This window comes from Bacillus sp. JJ1122 (genome assembly GCF_036964885.1).
GTDB lineage: Bacteria > Bacillota > Bacilli > Bacillales > Cytobacillaceae > Mesobacillus.
Map to the genome: position 1 here is coordinate 51,602 of NZ_JBALQL010000006.1, position 16,571 is coordinate 68,172.

16 protein-coding genes are annotated in these 16,571 nt (G+C 39.4%); 2 read left to right on the forward strand and 14 right to left on the reverse strand.

Annotated elements, in window-relative coordinates; genetic code table 11:
- Positions 1–176: 176 nt before the first annotated feature.
- The 6 genes from V7201_RS03890 to V7201_RS03915 form a co-directional block, all read right to left on the reverse strand.
- Positions 177–383 carry a DUF6501 family protein gene (locus V7201_RS03890; protein WP_335375476.1) on the reverse strand — a complete coding sequence of 69 codons (207 nt, stop codon included), beginning with the start codon at positions 381–383 and terminating at the stop codon, positions 177–179.
- 69 nt (positions 384–452) lie between these two features.
- Positions 453–656: a hypothetical protein gene (locus tag V7201_RS03895; RefSeq protein ID WP_335375477.1), complete on the reverse strand. Its 204-nt coding sequence runs from the start codon at positions 654–656 to the stop codon at positions 453–455.
- 106 nt (positions 657–762) lie between these two features.
- A complete protein-coding gene (locus V7201_RS03900) occupies positions 763–1,431 on the reverse strand; it encodes an SOS response-associated peptidase (RefSeq protein ID WP_335375478.1) in 669 nt (222 codons plus the stop codon).
- 185 nt (positions 1,432–1,616) lie between these two features.
- Complete coding sequence (locus V7201_RS03905; protein ID WP_335375479.1) at positions 1,617–1,886, reverse strand: hypothetical protein; 270 nt, start codon at positions 1,884–1,886, stop codon at positions 1,617–1,619.
- Between the two features lie 209 nt (positions 1,887–2,095).
- Positions 2,096–3,736, reverse strand: coding sequence for an AMP-binding protein (locus tag V7201_RS03910; protein ID WP_335375863.1), 1,641 nt, complete (start codon positions 3,734–3,736; stop codon positions 2,096–2,098).
- 506 nt (positions 3,737–4,242) lie between these two features.
- Positions 4,243–5,376: an MBL fold metallo-hydrolase gene (locus V7201_RS03915; protein ID WP_335375480.1), complete on the reverse strand. Its 1,134-nt coding sequence runs from the start codon at positions 5,374–5,376 to the stop codon at positions 4,243–4,245.
- 575 nt (positions 5,377–5,951) lie between these two features.
- Between V7201_RS03915 and sda the strand changes: the two genes are divergently transcribed.
- On the forward strand, positions 5,952–6,086 hold the full coding sequence (gene sda / locus V7201_RS03920; protein WP_207499553.1) for a sporulation histidine kinase inhibitor Sda: 135 nt from the start codon (positions 5,952–5,954) through the stop codon (positions 6,084–6,086).
- 67 nt (positions 6,087–6,153) lie between these two features.
- On the opposite strand, the gene odhB is transcribed toward sda, so the two are convergent.
- The 5 genes from odhB to V7201_RS03945 all read right to left on the reverse strand — a co-directional run bounded on the left by odhB (position 6,154) and on the right by V7201_RS03945 (position 12,774).
- Entirely contained in the window at positions 6,154–7,464 is a 1,311-nt protein-coding gene (gene odhB / locus V7201_RS03925) for a 2-oxoglutarate dehydrogenase complex dihydrolipoyllysine-residue succinyltransferase (RefSeq protein ID WP_335375481.1), read from the reverse strand.
- Between the two features lies 1 nt (position 7,465).
- Entirely contained in the window at positions 7,466–10,306 is a 2,841-nt protein-coding gene (sucA, locus tag V7201_RS03930) for a 2-oxoglutarate dehydrogenase E1 component (RefSeq protein WP_335375482.1), read from the reverse strand.
- A gap of 297 nt (positions 10,307–10,603) precedes the next feature.
- Positions 10,604–10,840, reverse strand: a complete 237-nt coding sequence (locus V7201_RS03935) for a hypothetical protein (protein ID WP_335375483.1) — start codon at positions 10,838–10,840, stop codon at positions 10,604–10,606.
- Positions 10,841–10,973: 133 nt separating this feature from the next.
- Positions 10,974–12,035 (reverse strand): tRNA 2-selenouridine(34) synthase MnmH, encoded by a 1,062-nt coding sequence (gene mnmH / locus V7201_RS03940; RefSeq protein ID WP_335375484.1) that lies wholly within the window; start codon positions 12,033–12,035, stop codon positions 10,974–10,976.
- Between the two features lie 145 nt (positions 12,036–12,180).
- Complete coding sequence (locus V7201_RS03945) at positions 12,181–12,774, reverse strand: hypothetical protein (protein ID WP_335375485.1); 594 nt, start codon at positions 12,772–12,774, stop codon at positions 12,181–12,183.
- A gap of 571 nt (positions 12,775–13,345) precedes the next feature.
- Between V7201_RS03945 and V7201_RS03950 the strand changes: the two genes are divergently transcribed.
- Positions 13,346–13,945 carry an SAM-dependent methyltransferase gene (locus V7201_RS03950; RefSeq protein ID WP_335375486.1) on the forward strand — a complete coding sequence of 200 codons (600 nt, stop codon included), beginning with the start codon at positions 13,346–13,348 and terminating at the stop codon, positions 13,943–13,945.
- 31 nt (positions 13,946–13,976) lie between these two features.
- Here V7201_RS03950 and trpA read toward each other — a convergent pair whose 3' ends face one another.
- The 3 genes from trpA to V7201_RS03965 are packed head-to-tail and all read right to left on the reverse strand — an operon-like array spanning position 13,977 to position 16,570.
- Positions 13,977–14,747, reverse strand: a complete 771-nt coding sequence (gene trpA, locus V7201_RS03955) for a tryptophan synthase subunit alpha (protein WP_335375487.1) — start codon at positions 14,745–14,747, stop codon at positions 13,977–13,979.
- Positions 14,747–15,952, reverse strand: coding sequence for a tryptophan synthase subunit beta (gene trpB, locus V7201_RS03960; RefSeq protein ID WP_335375488.1), 1,206 nt, complete (start codon positions 15,950–15,952; stop codon positions 14,747–14,749). The genes trpA and trpB overlap by 1 nt, the downstream gene beginning before the upstream one ends.
- 3 nt (positions 15,953–15,955) lie before the next feature.
- A complete protein-coding gene (locus tag V7201_RS03965; RefSeq protein WP_335375489.1) occupies positions 15,956–16,570 on the reverse strand; it encodes a phosphoribosylanthranilate isomerase in 615 nt (204 codons plus the stop codon).
- Position 16,571: the final 1 nt, after the last annotated feature.

A 16,571-nucleotide genomic window follows, 5' to 3' on the forward strand; every position in this document is an offset into this window, starting at 1 on the left:
AACATATTTTGGAAAAACAAATCTCCAATAAGCCCTCTTGGTTCTTTTAAAAAACAATATTTGGAAAAACGGAACACCAATAAGAGCTCTTGTTTACTTAATCCAAATAACTATAGGACAAGTTACGAAAACAGCCTAAAAAAAGGCTGCCGCATAATCTGCGGCAGCCTTCCTTATTAGTTGATTTCTTCGAAATACTCTTTGTAGTAACCGCCTACTTTACCGGAGTTATCTACTATGAAATAAAATTCTTCGGTTTCATTTTTAACATCATACACGTTTCCAGTAGTGAGCTTGTTATTAACAATGTATTTTTTAGCATCTGTATGAACGCATTTTAGTTTTTTGTTCGTTTCGCGTTCGTGCCAATTCTGGTGAATCATTTGCTGCCACTTCCTTTACTTTATCTAATACTCTCTAGTATAAAGAATAGGCAATCTATTTAGCAATAGTTAGCTTGCATTAGCTTCTTCACCCACGAGTTGGAATCCGCGTATTTCTGATTGATTAAATGTAATAGTTTCACCCGTGATCACATTTTTTAAAGTTATATAACAAACATCACAAATAGTATCTTTGCGAATATACTGTAAAAATGAGAAGCGCTCGTTATTATAAATTAGTTCATAAAATCCGTTTTTTGTAAATCCGTTCATGTTAATCTCCTCTTTCCAGGATGTATTCATCTTGGTGTTGGCTGTGTCTTTATATACCACCATCCAAGCTTGTATTAAACATCCCATTAAAAAAGATTACATTTCGCTAAAGACTGTTAAGCGGCAAAATCAAATCTTCACCTTCATTTTTAGCTGAATTTATTGCCGTAGATACTTCATAACCCTCCATCAATTCTGCCTGGTAAGGGACAAGTAATTTCTTTAGTTCATTTGTCTCCTTCATTGATCGGTCAAGCCACATATCCAGCCTGTCTTCAGGAAGGATCACAGGCATTCGGTCATGGACGTTTCTCGTTACATCATTTGGAGTGGTGGTGATGATGGTGCAGGAAGTAATGTTCTTTCCATTTTTACTCCAATTTTCCCATAGCCCAGCCAAGGCAAATGGCTTCTTGCCTTTCATCCCAAATCTGTAAGGCTGTTTTTGGCTCCCTTCTTTTTTCCACTCATAAAAACCATCAGTGAGAATAAGACAGCGTCTTTTTTTCAAAGCATTTTTGAAGCTTGCCTTTTCATCAACTGTTTCAGCTCGAGCATTTATCATTTTATATCCGATTTTTTCTTCCTCCGCCCAAAACGGAATAAAACCCCATCTCATTTTCACACCTTCCCTGCCTTCTCCATTATGGAAAACAGTAAAAATATCCTGTCCCGGGGCAATGTTATATCGAGGTTCGAGATCCCCAAAATATTCAAAGTTAAACTGTTCTTGCAACGAATCAATAGATTCAAACAAAGAAAACCTTCCACACATAATCGTTCCCTCCATCATTAACTTCCTTTTTTTATTATAATTCCCTTCCATATGAGGAAGTAACATCCGTTCTCATTCAAATAAATAACTCTAATATATACTAAGAGAACTGCCAGATTTCAAAGAACTGACTGTTATATAGAGAAAAAAATAAGCCAGTGTTCCTTGTAGAACCACCGGCTTATTTATATATTTGTCGTATCCATTTTCTTTTTTGGCTTCATTCTTAATGCTAAATTTATTGCCACAAAGATAGGAATAAGCGAAGCAATCGTAAAGCCAAGTGCATAGCCTGGGATGCTTTCAATTAGGACCCTCTCGCTGATGCTCATTCCCATAAAACTTATCCCGATACCATCACCATCTACGTGTTTGATTACGGTCCATAATTCAATCCCTTTTTCCAGGAATAATATACTTAAGATTGACAGTACGATCACGATCAGCCACTTCATTCGAGCATACCCCCATAGTCCTGCATTAAACTTCAAATTGCAGGTGTATACACTATATTATAGGGAGTAATATTGATAAATAATATATCAGCAGTGCAGTTGTAACAAAATGTTCAAAATGATATTTTTTATTTGGCAATTTCACAAAAAAAAATTTTGCAAATCACATGAACAACATTAACAATGCTTATATCAATACTTTAAAAAATTTATATCTTCTTGAGCTCCTGAACAACTTCCAAAGCTTGCTCCCTAAGCTTGAACTTCTGTATTTTCCCAGAAGCTGTCATCGGATAGCTTTGGGTGAACTCAAAATATCTTGGAATCTTATGCTTTGAGATTTTTCCCTGGCAGTATTCTTTCATTTCATTGGCGCTAGCCGATTCGCCTTCTTTTAAAATAATCCAGGCCATGACTTCCTCACCATATACGCTATCCGGAATGCCTACAACCTGAACATCCAGCACCTTAGGGTGTGTGTAAAGGAATTCTTCAATTTCCCGAGGATAAATATTTTCTCCTCCCCTAATGATCATGTCTTTTAATCTTCCTGTAATCCTGCAATAGCCGTTTCTATCCATGACAGCTAAATCTCCTGTATGAAGCCAGCCTTCTTCATCGATCGCCTCTCTAGTTGCATCAGGATTCTTATAATACCCCTCCATAACAAGATATCCACGTGTGCAAAGCTCTCCCTGGACTCCCCGTGGCACTTCTTCCGTTGTACCAGGCTTAACAATCTTTGCTTCAACATGTGGCAAAGCCTTGCCGACTGTTTCCACTCTCAATTCGAGAGGATCGTTTGTTCTAGTCTGGGTTATAACTGGAGACGATTCGGTTTGTCCATAAGCGATTGTAATTTCTGTTGCTCCCATTTTTTCATTGACAGCTTTCATTACCTCTATAGGGCAATTAGATCCTGCCATAATCCCTGTTCTTAACGATGACAGATTATATTTATCAAAATCATTGTCATTCAATTCTGCGATGAACATGGTTGGCACACCGTGCAACGCTGTACACTTCTCATTTTCTACCGTTTCCAGAACGACTTTAGGATTGAATTCCTGAACTGGCACCATTGTTGCCCCTACTGTGGCACAGGCAAGCGTCCCCATCACACAGCCAAAGCAATGGAAGAATGGCACTGGAATGCAGAGCCGGTCTTGATCTGTCAGTTTCATAGCTAATGCTACATTATAAGCGTTATTGACAATATTTCGGTGAGTCAGCATTACACCTTTAGGAAAACCAGTTGTACCAGAAGTGTATTGCATATTAATTACGTCGCTTTGCTTTAGTGTTCCCATCCTTCTGTCAAGCTCATCTTCTGTAACGCCATCCGCCATGTCCAGGATATCCTGCCAGCTGAAAGTCCCTGGAAAACGTTTATCACCCATCACTATGACATTTTTCAGAAATGGAAGTCTGCCGCTTTCAAGCTTGCCTGGCTCGCTTGTTTTAAGCTCTGGAACAATTTCATACAACATATCAATATATGAAGCATCTTTAAATTGTTCCATTAAAATAATTGTAGTAGAATCGGATTGCTTTAAAAGGTACTCAAGCTCAGCAGTCCGATAATTGGTGTTTACAGTTACAAGAACTGCGCCCATTTTCCCAGTGGCGAACTGGGTTACTACCCATTCAGGAGTATTCGAGGACCATACTGATACATTTTCTCCCTTTTGCACACCCAGCTTCATCAATCCTCGGGCCGCTTTCCTGCAAAGACGATTAAATTCTGCATAACTCATCCTAAGGTTTCGGTCAGCATAAACAACAGCTTCATGATCAGGATAGGTTTTGGCCTGGACCTCTAATAATTCACCAATAGTAAATGGCAGCAAACTTTCCATCTTTTAACCTCCTAATTAAGTTCGATATGTAAACGTTTGCTATAAACTATAACATATATGTTTGAATATTCGATATTTTAAAAATATATTCCTTCCATTTTCCTAAAAACCATAAAAAAAAGCAGGAATTTTTCCTGCTTCGAATCATTATCATGCCAAAAATATGTTATTCATGTACCTGTGACCCCAAAAAAATAATAGAGCCACTTTTGAGGATTATGGCTTTTGGAGCTTCATTAAAATAATTTTGATATCAAGTAAATGACTCCTGCCAGGAGCCAGACGTACGTAGCTGGTCATATTGGAGGAAAGCCGGAAAACTTGCCTGTATCCTCTTTAGCTGTACGCTTTGGTCCGATGCCTCAGGACCCGCCTGCACAATGATTATTTTTAGTTTCTTCTTCCATCACTTTCACCTCATTAGTTTTTATGTTCCCACCACCATTTATCAAGATAGATAAGAAGAGGAATGCGCTGCTCTCCTCTTCTTATATCTATTAGTGTGTGTGATGAACTGCGCAGCGATTTGGCCCGATTTCCAGTTCCATCGCTTCATCTGCAGTAACATCTTTTACCCCGCGGTTGATTGCGACAATATCTTCAAAATTTGGAGGTGTATCACTTGATGCCGATTGTGCAACGTGGTCGACAAATTCTTCAATTGTCTTGCCATCCATCATTTCATTTTGATTTCGGATTAACCCTAACTGACTTCCAATGAAACCATCAGCATTGACTTCACCATCGAAGTCAGCATAATGTCCTGGCAATACGATTACATCATCTGCAATTTGAGAAACCTTGCTATATACAGTTTCGTAAAGGTCTTTTGCCCATTCTGCCGCTTTACCGCCTAAATCAGGACGGCCTAGTCCGTTTACAAAAATAGTATCTCCTGAGAAAAGAAGCTTATTATTCACAAAAAACGAAACACTACCAGGGGTATGACCAGGAGTCTTTACAGCCAATACTTCAAGGCTAATACTGTCAAATTCAATTTTATCATGCTGCTCTAGAGCTTCAAAGTCAAATACTGCGCCTTCACTCTTCATAAGGTAATATTTTGCTCCTGTCAATTCAGCCAACTGCTTTCCGCCAGACAAGTGATCAGCGTGCAAATGTGAATCAACAATGTGAGTAATTTTTACGTTTTCTCTCTCAGCAACTGCAGTATATCGGTCTGTAAATCTTGAAGGATCAACAACAAGTGCTTCATTTTCGGATAAAACCATATATGATAAGCAGCCCTTGCCAACACGAATGAATTGCAGTACCTTGATTTGATTATCCTTATAAACTTCGACAGGATATAAATATTCACTCCATGATTTCATTCCACCTGAAAGAAAAGAAACATCGAATCCTGCATCGGAAAGCATTTTGGCTACCATTACGGAGGAGCCTTCCTTTGCGCAAATGACAACAATATCTTTATCCTTTGGCAACTGGTTAACTACTTCGTCCACACCGTCAATCAATTCAAAATAAGGAATATTTAAATACTGAATGTTTCTTCCTTCAACCCTCCAGTCTTCAAAATCCTTTACATTTCTTACATCAAAAATAAAGAATTCCTTTTGGTTAACAACCCACTCAATTAATTTTTCTGCTGTAATTGCTTGAATACCCATTGATATTCCTCCCAGAATAGCTTTTCATATTAATTTGTAACGGATATTCATCCTCAAACAAAATACCCTTATAGGTATATAATAAGTGAATGATATTTAAAATGCAATTTTTTATTTATTAATAATGTGGTTATGATGAATTTAAGTGTTTTTGTAAACTTAGTTCCTGTAACACTCGATTTACAAACTCTATTGGAATGATGCATATGTCGGGAGTCACCCCGAAGTTGCTATTGGTTGTTACTTCGTGCGTCGGTATATTGGAGGGAGCCATTCATTTTCCTTCTGAATAAACAGGTCGGTGGAGAGCCAAGTAAAATGATTCTTATTAGGTATCATTTGCACTTCGCTGGCATACTGCCACCGAGGAGACCACAGGCCGAACGCACAGAGCATGTGTCTGAAGCGGAATAACAGTTAAGATAAACATCTCCTAGTTATGAAAATATAAATGAAAAATTTACTAAAAAAAAATCTTCGTTAAGGGTTTTCAAATCCTTAATAAACCTTTACAATGAATGAAACTATATATATAGTTTGAAAATTCAATCCATTCTTACCGAGGAGGAATGCAAATGAAAATTATGAGCAATGAACAATTGGTGGTCTCGTATCGTGATGCATTAAAGTCGGAAAGTGATAAAGAATGGGCAAAGATTTTAAAAGTAGAAATTTCCAAAAGAGGTCTGAAACCGTTTAAGAACCGTTGATTGAAACATGAATCCAAAAGACAATAGTAAAAAAAATCACTGCCGTGTATCCACGGCAGTGATTTTTTTATCCTTGTAAAAGCAATGATTCTGGATCTTCCATCAAATCTTTTATTCGTTTTAAGAATGTTACCGCTTCTTTACCGTCGACAATTCTGTGGTCATAGGACAAAGCAATATACATCATTGGCCTGTTTTCCATTCTCTCTTTATCAATCGCTACCGGGCGCAGCTGAATGGTATGCATGCCAAGGATTCCTACCTGAGGCCCATTGATGATTGGTGTTGAAAGCAGTGAACCAAAAACCCCACCATTGGTGATTGTAAAGGTACCACCCTGGAGATCTTTTAAGGAGAGTTTGTTTGTCCGAGCTTTTTCAGCCAGGTCGTTTATATCTCTCTCGATCTCTGCAAAATTCTTTCTGTCAGCGTCCCTGATTACCGGAACAACCAGGCCTTCATCTGCAGCGACAGCCACACCGATATCATAGAACTTTTTCAGGACAATTTCATCACCCTGAATCTCAGCATTTAAATATGGTGTTTTCTTGAGGGCTGCTACGACTGCCTTTGTAAAGAATGACATAAAGCCTAAGCGCACATCATTTTCTTCATAAAAGCGGTCTTTCCATTTCTTCCGTAATTCCATGACAGCAGTCATGTCCACCTCATTGAAAGTAGTCAGCATCGCAGCTGTTTGCTGAACCTCGACCAGTCTATTGGCAATTGTCTGGCGCCTTCTTGACATTCTGATTCTTTCCACAGACTTACTATTTTCCGAATTGCCTGTTATTGTTTGTTTTACATTGTCCGGCTTTTTGACTTCGGTTTTTTGCTCAATAGTTTGTCCCGCTTTATAGGAATCCACATCCTGTTTCCGGACTCTTCCAAGTGGATCTTTTGAATGAACCTGGCTTAAATCAATTCCTTTTTCCCTTGCTAGCTTCCTTGCAGCCGGTGAAGCAATGATTCTTTCACTAACTCCATCAGCTGCTTCTTTATCCTGGCTTTCTGCAGCTTTGTCACTTTGTGACCCTTCAGATGGAGCTTCGCTTCTGGCAGCAGATTCATCAGGGGATTCCGCTTCCTTTCCTGTTTCAGCTTTTTGCCCACCATTCGACTTTTCCTCACTAACCGTGCTGCCTGCTTCACTAACAACCGCGATTGTCTCCCCAACCTTAACCGTGTCCCCTTCTTCAGCCAGGAGATCAGTTAAAACGCCGTCATAATCTGAGATGATTTCTACATTAACCTTATCAGTTTCCAATTCAACAATATATTCACCTTTTTGAACTTGATCACCCTTCTTTTTTAACCATTGGGCAATCGTTCCCTCTGAAATTGACTCTGCTAATTCAGGAACTTTAATGTCTGCCATTTTAAATTCCTCCTCCATTCGTCCTTGTCAATGCATCGTTCACAATTCGTGCCTGCTCTAGCTTATGAATATTTGGATCCCCTTCAGCAGGACTGGAACGTCTTCTGCGTCCTATATAAGAAACGGTTATTCCATTTGGTGCTGCCTCATTAATTCTTGGTTCAACGAATGTCCAGGCTCCCATATTTTTTGGTTCTTCCTGAACCCAGAAAATTTCTTCAAGATATGGGTAGAGTTTTAGTTTTTCTTTTAGCGTATCCAGCGGGAAAGGATATATTTCTTCTATTCTTAATACATGCAGCCAATTATGATTTGCTTGATCAATTTTTTCAGCAAGATCAATGCTTACTTTGCCAGTGCACAATACAACTCTCGTGATCTGGTCAGGATTTCCTCCAAGCCCTGGCTGTTCATAAATGGACATAAAGCTGCCTTCACTTAATTGATCTGGAGATGCTGCAACTAATGGGTTTCTTAACAAACTCTTCGGTGTCATCAAGACAAGCGGACGGACTGCTTCTTGCTTTAAAATTGCAGCTTGTCTCCTTAGAATATGGAAATACTGTGCTGCAGAAGACAGGTTTGCAACTGTCCAGTTATTCTCCGCTGCAAGCGTTAAGAAGCGTTCTACTCTGCCGCTTGAGTGTTCAGGTCCCTGTCCTTCATATCCATGCGGCAAAAGCATGACAAGCCCAGATTTTTGTCCCCATTTCGCTCGGCCAGCGGCAACAAACTGATCAAAAAGTACCTGAGCCGCATTAGCAAAATCACCATATTGTGCTTCCCATAATACAAGCGTTTCAGGAGAGAAGACGTTATAGCCATATTCAAAACCAACAACCGCCGCTTCTGATAAAGGACTGTTGTGAACTGAAAATGATGCCTTTGCGTCAGGCATATAATGAAGTGGAGAAAACTGCTCTCCAGTTTCACTGTCATGTAAAACCAGGTTTCTTTGTGCGAATGTTCCACGTTCAGAATCCTGGCCAGTCAGCCTTACCGGAGTCCCATCTTTAACTATAGAAGCAAAGGCCAGGGTTTCTGCAAGTCCCCAATCAATTTTTCCATTTTCGGATAAAGCATCTTTCCTGCGCTGTAAAATTTTCTCAAGCTTATTAAAGACATTAAATCCTTCCGGCCATTTCAACAGTTCTTCATTTATTTTTCTTAATGAATCCAATGGCACGCTGGTGTCAATCTGAGGAATTCCCATTTCTATCACTTCAGGGATATCAGGCTCAGCCCGGACTTCCTTCTCTTTTTTCGGAACCTTTTCATATGCGCCAGACAGCTTAGCGGAGATACTTTTCTCAATATCTGAGTATCTCTGTTCTGTCAAAACACCTTCCTGCAAAAGTTTATTACCATAAAGTGTTTTAACTGTATGATGATTGTTAACAAGCTTATACATAGCAGGATTTGTCGTCATCGGTTCATCCATTTCGTTATGTCCGAAACGGCGATAACCGATCAAATCGATTAAAAAGTCCTTACCGAACGTCGCACGATATTCAAAGGCTAGACGTGCTGCCATTAAACATGCTTCTGGATCGTCGGCGTTTACATGGATGATTGGAATTTCGTATCCTTTAGCAAGATCACTTGCATAACGCGTAGATCGGGAGTCCATGGATTCTGTTGTAAAACCAATCGTATTATTGGCAATTACATGGATGGTTCCTCCTGTTTTGTAACCATTCAAGCGGCTTAAATTTAACGTTTCTGCGACAATTCCTTGTCCCGGAAACGCTGCATCACCATGGATAAGGATTGCCAGTGCCTTTACAGGATCATATTGTGCATAACCTGGTTGGCTCCGGTCATCCTGGGCTGCTCTCGTAAATCCCTCAACAACTGCGCCTGCAAATTCAAGGTGGCTTGGATTATTAGCTAAAGTCAGCCTTGCATTAGCAGTACTTTCCGATTTTATTTTCCGGTCAAGTCCGAGATGGTATTTAACATCACCAGTCCACCCAAAATTGATTCCAATCGAACCTTCTGAAGGGACAAGCTCTTTATTAGGTGCATGCTGAAATTCTGCAAAAATCATCTCATATGGCTTGCCTAATACATGGGCAAGAACGTTCAGTCTACCTCGGTGTGCCATTCCAATGTTGATGGTTTCCACTCCATTGTTAACTGCATCCGCTACCACTTCGTCAAGAAGCGGCACCATTGCATCCAAACCTTCAATTGAAAATCTCTTCTGTCCTACAAATGTGCGATGCAGGAACTTTTCAAAGCTCTCCACTTCTGTTAAACGCTCAAACAGACCGATTTTTCTGTTGTTTTCAAGCTTTGGAATTAATTGTCCCGATTCAACCTTCTGCCTTAACCAATCTTTTTCCGTCATTTCATTAACATGATGGAATTCATAGGCAATTGTGTGGGAATATACTTTTCTTAAGTAATCAAATGCTTCTAAGCCATTTTTAATAGCTCCTGGTGCATTTGGACATATAAGGCTTACAGGGATATTCAGCAATTCAGATTCTGTTAAACCCCACTTTTCCAGATCGTTTAGCTTAGTATCGCCTGTATTAAAAGGCAAAGGATAAATCTTTGCATATAAATGTCCGTATGACCGGATATAATCAGCATATCGAAGGACATTTGCAATAGTTTCTGGTGATATCATTTCATTACCTGACGTGATAGATACAGATGATTTTGATGAGTGAGCGGACGCTCGGTTAACATGCTGCTCAAAATATTCTCTTATTTCCGGCTCTACCGATGTGGGATCTTCCAGGAACCTTCCATATAGTTCCTCAACATACCCCTGGTTGGGACCATAAAATCCTGGCCATTCAGATCCATTGCCCGAAATTGGCTTCGTCAAAATAAAACCCCCTTACCAATTCTAAAGTCATTTAATTAGCCACTTTCCAATCGAAAACAGCGTTTAATTATCTGTTACCCTGAGAAATCTAAAAATAACGGTAAATTCCAAGAATCATATTATTATTCAGATTATAAAACGGTTACAATATTATTTTAACATGATACTTACATTTAACCAAAGGTTTTGACTATCATAATGGTGAAAACTAAACCTCAATTTAATGCTATAGTAAAAAAATTTCAAAAGTGGATTTGTGACAAATAAAAAAAAACCGGTTAATCCGGTTTTAGTCTATTAAAGGCTCATTAATGTTACATACATGTTTTTAGGGGCAAATAAATTGTTCCGTTTTTCAATTTGGTTTGCTGCAATCATATCGCTTGAATCCACTGGCAATTCCGTATGTCCGCATGTAATGCATTTTTGAAATCTTGTTCCAGCATTGAAAATATCCACACCGTCATTTGTAGTGAAACCAACATTCTCTTCATAAAGTGAAAAGCGGTAATAGCCATTTTTTGATTCGCTCATACTTCCTCCTCCTATTTCCTATTTTCCTCTCAATAATATATTTAATATTCAGAATTTTATTTGTTTAATGGCATAAATAAAGGGAAAGCACTGTTAAATGCTCTCCCTTTTACATATCCTTTTTTATGTTATTCTAAACCGCTGTGGAATCAGAAAATCGAATTTGCAAAGTTTTTTCCAGTGCGGCAATTGCAGCTGGATCGTCCCCATCAAGTTCTATAAATGGCCCATTATATTCCTGCAGCGCATGTTCATATCTCGGGTCATAGTAGTGTACAAGCAGAATTTCTATTAATTCCTTATATTCCCGATTATTTAGTGCATATTCTAGTGAGGCAGATATATCCTGTTTCTTAATTCTCTTAAGAAGTTTTGATACTTTATCATTTACTTCAGTCTCAAACCACTCCTGTTCCTTGAATGGCAATACATACTCATTAAAGATCCTTTCCACTCTTTTGGGAATTGAACTCTTGATCAGGAAGTGGATACCATCCACCTTTTTATCCAGAAGTTCATCCGGCTGGGCGGCACGGCCGATTCTTTTGCTTTCAGCCTCAATTAAGAAATATTTTGAGCCCTTTATTTCATTTAACCGATCGAATAGAAGCGCATCGAAGGTCTTTTGGTTATGGCCTTCTCCCATGCCAATCATCCCAAAAATTGAACCACGGTGATTAGCCATTTTTTCTAAATCAACTACTGGAAATCCTTTGTCCTGCAGAGCGTGTAAAATCTCCGTTTTTCCAGTCCCAGTCATGCCATGCAAAACAACTGCCTTTTCAGGGAGGAGCTTTGGGATTTGTTCTAAAATATATTCCCTATAAGCTTTGTATCCACCCTCAAGACGGAATGATGGAATCCCTGCGTATTCCAAAAACGAGGCAACGGACCTGCTTCTCATCCCGCCTCTCCAGCAATGAACCACTGGTTCAGCCCCAGTTTTTTTAAGGTCCTTTATATCACTGAGCAATTGGGGCAGTTTCGGTGAAACAATTTCCATTGCTCGCCACTTTGCAGCTTCTTCCCCTAATTGTTTGTATATTGTTCCTATTTCTTTTCTTTCTTCATTGGAAAACAATGGGATATTGACCGACCCAGGAATGGCTGATTCGTGGTGTTCTATTGGTGCCCTTACATCTACTGGGATAAATTGATTCGCGTTTAATAATTCTTGTACTGTTATGTCCTTCATTTTTCTGCTTGACCTCCATGGTCGAAAAGTGAAAACCGCCATCTTCCTATTTTATCGAAAATGGGCCTGATTTTCACTCTTAATAACTTGTATTCTCTTTATCCTACCATATTTGAGGCAGAAATAAAAAAAAGACCCCATAGCATCAAGCATGCGGTCCACACGGAAATTCTTTGCCTATCAAAGTGGTGATGGCTCGGCAGAAGTCTTTCCATTCCTTTGGGAAAGAATCAATTCCGCCACTTTCAAACTTATTTCCCTTAGTTTCAAGTTTTACAGACCAGGTTGTTCCATCAACAATAATTCCCTCTGCCTGGTAATCGCCCTGCCATTCCCAACAATTAAATGAGTATAGCTGTTTCTTGAAGTGCTCCACGCTTCCGGGCTGGGGTGCAATAAGAGAACCTTGGCAAAGAGAGTCCAAATGCCATTCAAAATAAGTGAAACTATTCGTTTTAAAATCCACTTTTATTCTCCGTTCGGGACCTGGATATCCATACATAACGACAGTCAGCATTATAGGCTCACGTTCAGGCCTTATTGATACGATGCCATCCTTCAGTGAAAATATCTCTTTATTTCTACTGATCAACGATCTAATATATGCTTGCTCAACAATTTGCTCTTCTGTGCGTAAATAACTTGATTGCTGTTCACTCATTTCCTTGTAAATGACAGGAATTGTCGCAGTTCCCATCTTTACTAGAATATCGAGAATTGCTTCATAGATTTTCATCACGTTCATCTTCCTTTTTGAACCAATAAATGTAAGTGCTATTAACTAAATATTTTGTTTTTTAATTCCTCATTGATGTCTTTTATCGAATTCCATAAATTAAGTATAAACAGCAATCACTCTTTTCTACTGTAACAAATCTTACTGTTCAAATAATTATTCCGTTTTGTTATTAAAAAGCCAACTGTCGTGTTTGTAAACTTCACTATAACAACACATAGCGGTTATTTCCTCATGACTAGCACCGAAAACCGGACTCATCAGTGGGAAAATCAAAGGAACAGCTTATAAAAGTGTTTGACAAAAAAAGTCAGGATTTGCGACATACGGAAGCAACTTGTTTTATTTTGTCTTATCCTGCGCTTTCCCGAGAAATAATCTCGAAAAATAAACTGAATATTCCCATAAAAATTTAAAATTTTATTAAGACAAGGATTAATTCAATGAAAAAATACTACAAGAGAAAAAGTATATGCAACTAAAGGTTTTGAAATCAGGAAAAAAGGAATAAATGATAAAGCCACCTTTTTACAATGTGCAGAACCATGATACTAAACATACAGGAGTGTACACCATGATCGATTCAATGGCGAAGCAATTTGAAAAACCTAAAGGCTTACTTGGCAAACTTGCAGGAACAATCATGTACTTTGAGAACCGTAAAATAAATCGATGGAGCATTAAGAAGCTGCAGATTCAAAAAAGAGACCGTATTCTTGAGATAGGTTACGGTCCAGGATACGGAATCAAAACAATGCTAACAGAATACCCTTTAATCGAGGTAGATGGCATTGACCTATCAGAAAAGATGCTAGAGGAAGCATCAAAAAGAAACCAGAAATGGATTCAAACTGGCAAGGTAAAACTTGCAACGGGTGACATAGTCAATTTCCAGCCGGAACAGCATTACACTAAAATACTCTCTGTTAATAACTATCCATTATGGGATCAGCCTCTTCAATCTTTAAACCACATTCATACTTTAATTGATAAAGGCGGGAAAATCGTGCTCACGGTCCAGCCCAGAGAAGAAGGTTCAACAGATGATACAGCTATAAAGCTTGGTGAGAAAATCAAGCAGGACTTGCTTCAATCTGGTTTCAAGCATCCTGTAGTTTCGTATAAAAAAGTTAGGCCGGTCCTCACAGTATGTGTTACAGCAGAAAAGGAATAGCCGCTGTCTTCGGATAGCGGCTATTCCTTTTCTATATATTCACTGTTTCAGCAGAATGGATTAAATTTTGAATTTCTTCATATTTCTCTTGTTCAAAAAGATCAATCACTTTACTGCCAACGATTACCCCATCGCAATACTTGCACACTTCTTGTATCTGCTCTTTATTAGATACTCCGAATCCCGCCAAAACAGGTACTGAACTCAGGCTTTTAACTGTTTTTAGGAATCCAGCAAGACTGCTGCTGAACTCATTCCGTGTACCGGTTGTTCCTGTCACAGTAACAGCATAGATGAACCCTGCAGACTTTCCCGCAATCTCCCTTATTCTTTCAATTGGAGTAGTTAATGTCACCAATCTAATTAGTGTGAGATTTTCCTTCTCCAGATAGGGCACAATTAATGCTTCCTCTTCAATCGGCAGATCAGGAATAATGCAGCCGGCAACGCCTGCTTTTTGTGCATCATCAGCAAATTGTTCATAGCCATAAGCGATGAGCGGATTCAAATAGGTCATTAAGATGAGTGGAACACTTACTTCATCTTTATACGCATTAAGAGTATTCAAGACTTTCTTTAATGTCGTTCCTTCCTTTAATGCACGGATACCTGCTCTTTGTATGGTCGGCCCATCCGCAACAGGGTCAGAAAACGGAATGCCTATTTCAATCGCATCTGCACCGCTATCCTGTAAGAACAATAATTTCTCCCTTAGGCTTTCCAGCCCTCCATCGCCTGCCATTATATATGGAACAAATACTTTTTTCCCTTTATTAGTAAGAGCTGTTTGAATTTGATTCATTACTTACTCCCCCCTGCTATAACCTGAATTGTATGAACATCTTTATCACCGCGGCCTGACAAACAAACAACCACGCTCTTGTTTTCGTTCAGATCACCTGCGAGCTTCACAGCGTATGCCACCGCATGCGCACTCTCTAGGGCAGGAATGATTCCTTCAAGTCTAGATAAAAGTTTGAATGCATTAAGTGCTTCTTCATCTGTGACAGCCTCGTACTTTACTCTGTTTATATCATGCAAATAGCTATGCTCAGGTCCGATTCCTGGATAATCCAAACCAGCCGATATCGAATGGGCTTCCTGTATTTGTCCATCTTCATCCTGCAAAAGATACATCATCGCACCATGCAGTACACCAGGATTTCCTTTTGCAAGAGAGGCAGCGTGTTTTTCTGTAGTCAATCCCAATCCAGCTGCCTCAACTCCAAAGATACTCACAGTTTCATCCTTTAAGAAAGGATAGAACATCCCAATCGAATTACTACCGCCACCAATACATGCTACCAGCGCATCGGGCAGTTTCCCTTCTCGCTTCAAAAACTGCTGCCTTGTTTCTCTTCCTATTACACTCTGAAAATCACGAACCATCATTGGGAATGGATGTGGCCCCATCACAGAACCAAGGATGTAATGGGTGTCCCGGACGTTTGATACCCAATAGCGCAGGGCTTCATTCACTGCATCTTTTAAAGTACCGCTGCCAGCGTCTACGCTGACAACTTTGGCGCCTAGAAGTTCCATCCTAAAAACGTTTAGCTGCTGCCGCTTAATATCCTCTTTCCCCATAAAAATCACACAGTCAAGATTCATCAATGCACATACTGTAGCGGTCGCAACACCATGCTGTCCAGCTCCTGTTTCAGCAACAATTTTTCTCTTTCCCATTCTTACAGCCAATAATGCCTGACCAACGGTGTTATTAATCTTATGAGCCCCTGTATGGTTCAGGTCTTCCCTCTTCAGATAGATTTTTGCCCCTCCAGCATGTTTGGTGAGGTTTTCAGCAAAAAATAACGGAGTCTCCCTTCCGACATAATCTCTCATTAGCTGATCCAATTCGACACGAAAACTTTCATCTTCTTTCGCCCGATTATATTCCTCTTCTAGTTCTAACACTGCATGCATCAGCGTCTCAGGAACAAATCTTCCGCCATATTTTCCAAAATGACCTTTTTCATCTGGCATACTATAAGTACTTGTCTCCATTCCTTATTCCTCCTCTATTCCTTTTGCTTTATTTATAAAAGCCCTGATTTTTGACAAATCTTTTTGCCCATCCGTTTCCACACCACTGCTTACATCGACCATAAAAGGCTGGATCTTGCTAATCGCTGCTTGAACATTATCACGATTAAGGCCACCCGCAAGGATTACATTTTGCTGGGAGGCTCCTATCCCTTCTGCAAGGTTCCAATTGAAACTCATGCCATTTCCTCCATGAAATTTTTCAGGCGGGCTGTCCAGCAGCACAAAGTCAGCCTTTAATTTCTTAATCCTTGTTAAATCCTCGCCTGGTGAAACTGAAACAGATCTAATAATCGGTAGATCGATATTTCTATAAGCCTCTATTTGCTCTTCACCGTGAAGCTGAATATGTGTCAGGCCTGCTGTCTTTGCTGTTTGCACGATTGTTTCAGCATCTTCATTCACAAAGACCCCAACTTTCCAGACAGCTGCAGGAAGTTCATTAATAATTTCCTTAGCATCCATTAAAGGAATTTGCCTTTTACTATTGGCGAAAACAAATCCTATAGCATCTGCTCCATGTTCTACTGCATATTTAGCTGCTTCCTGACTTTTAATTCCACAAATCTTCACCTTCATA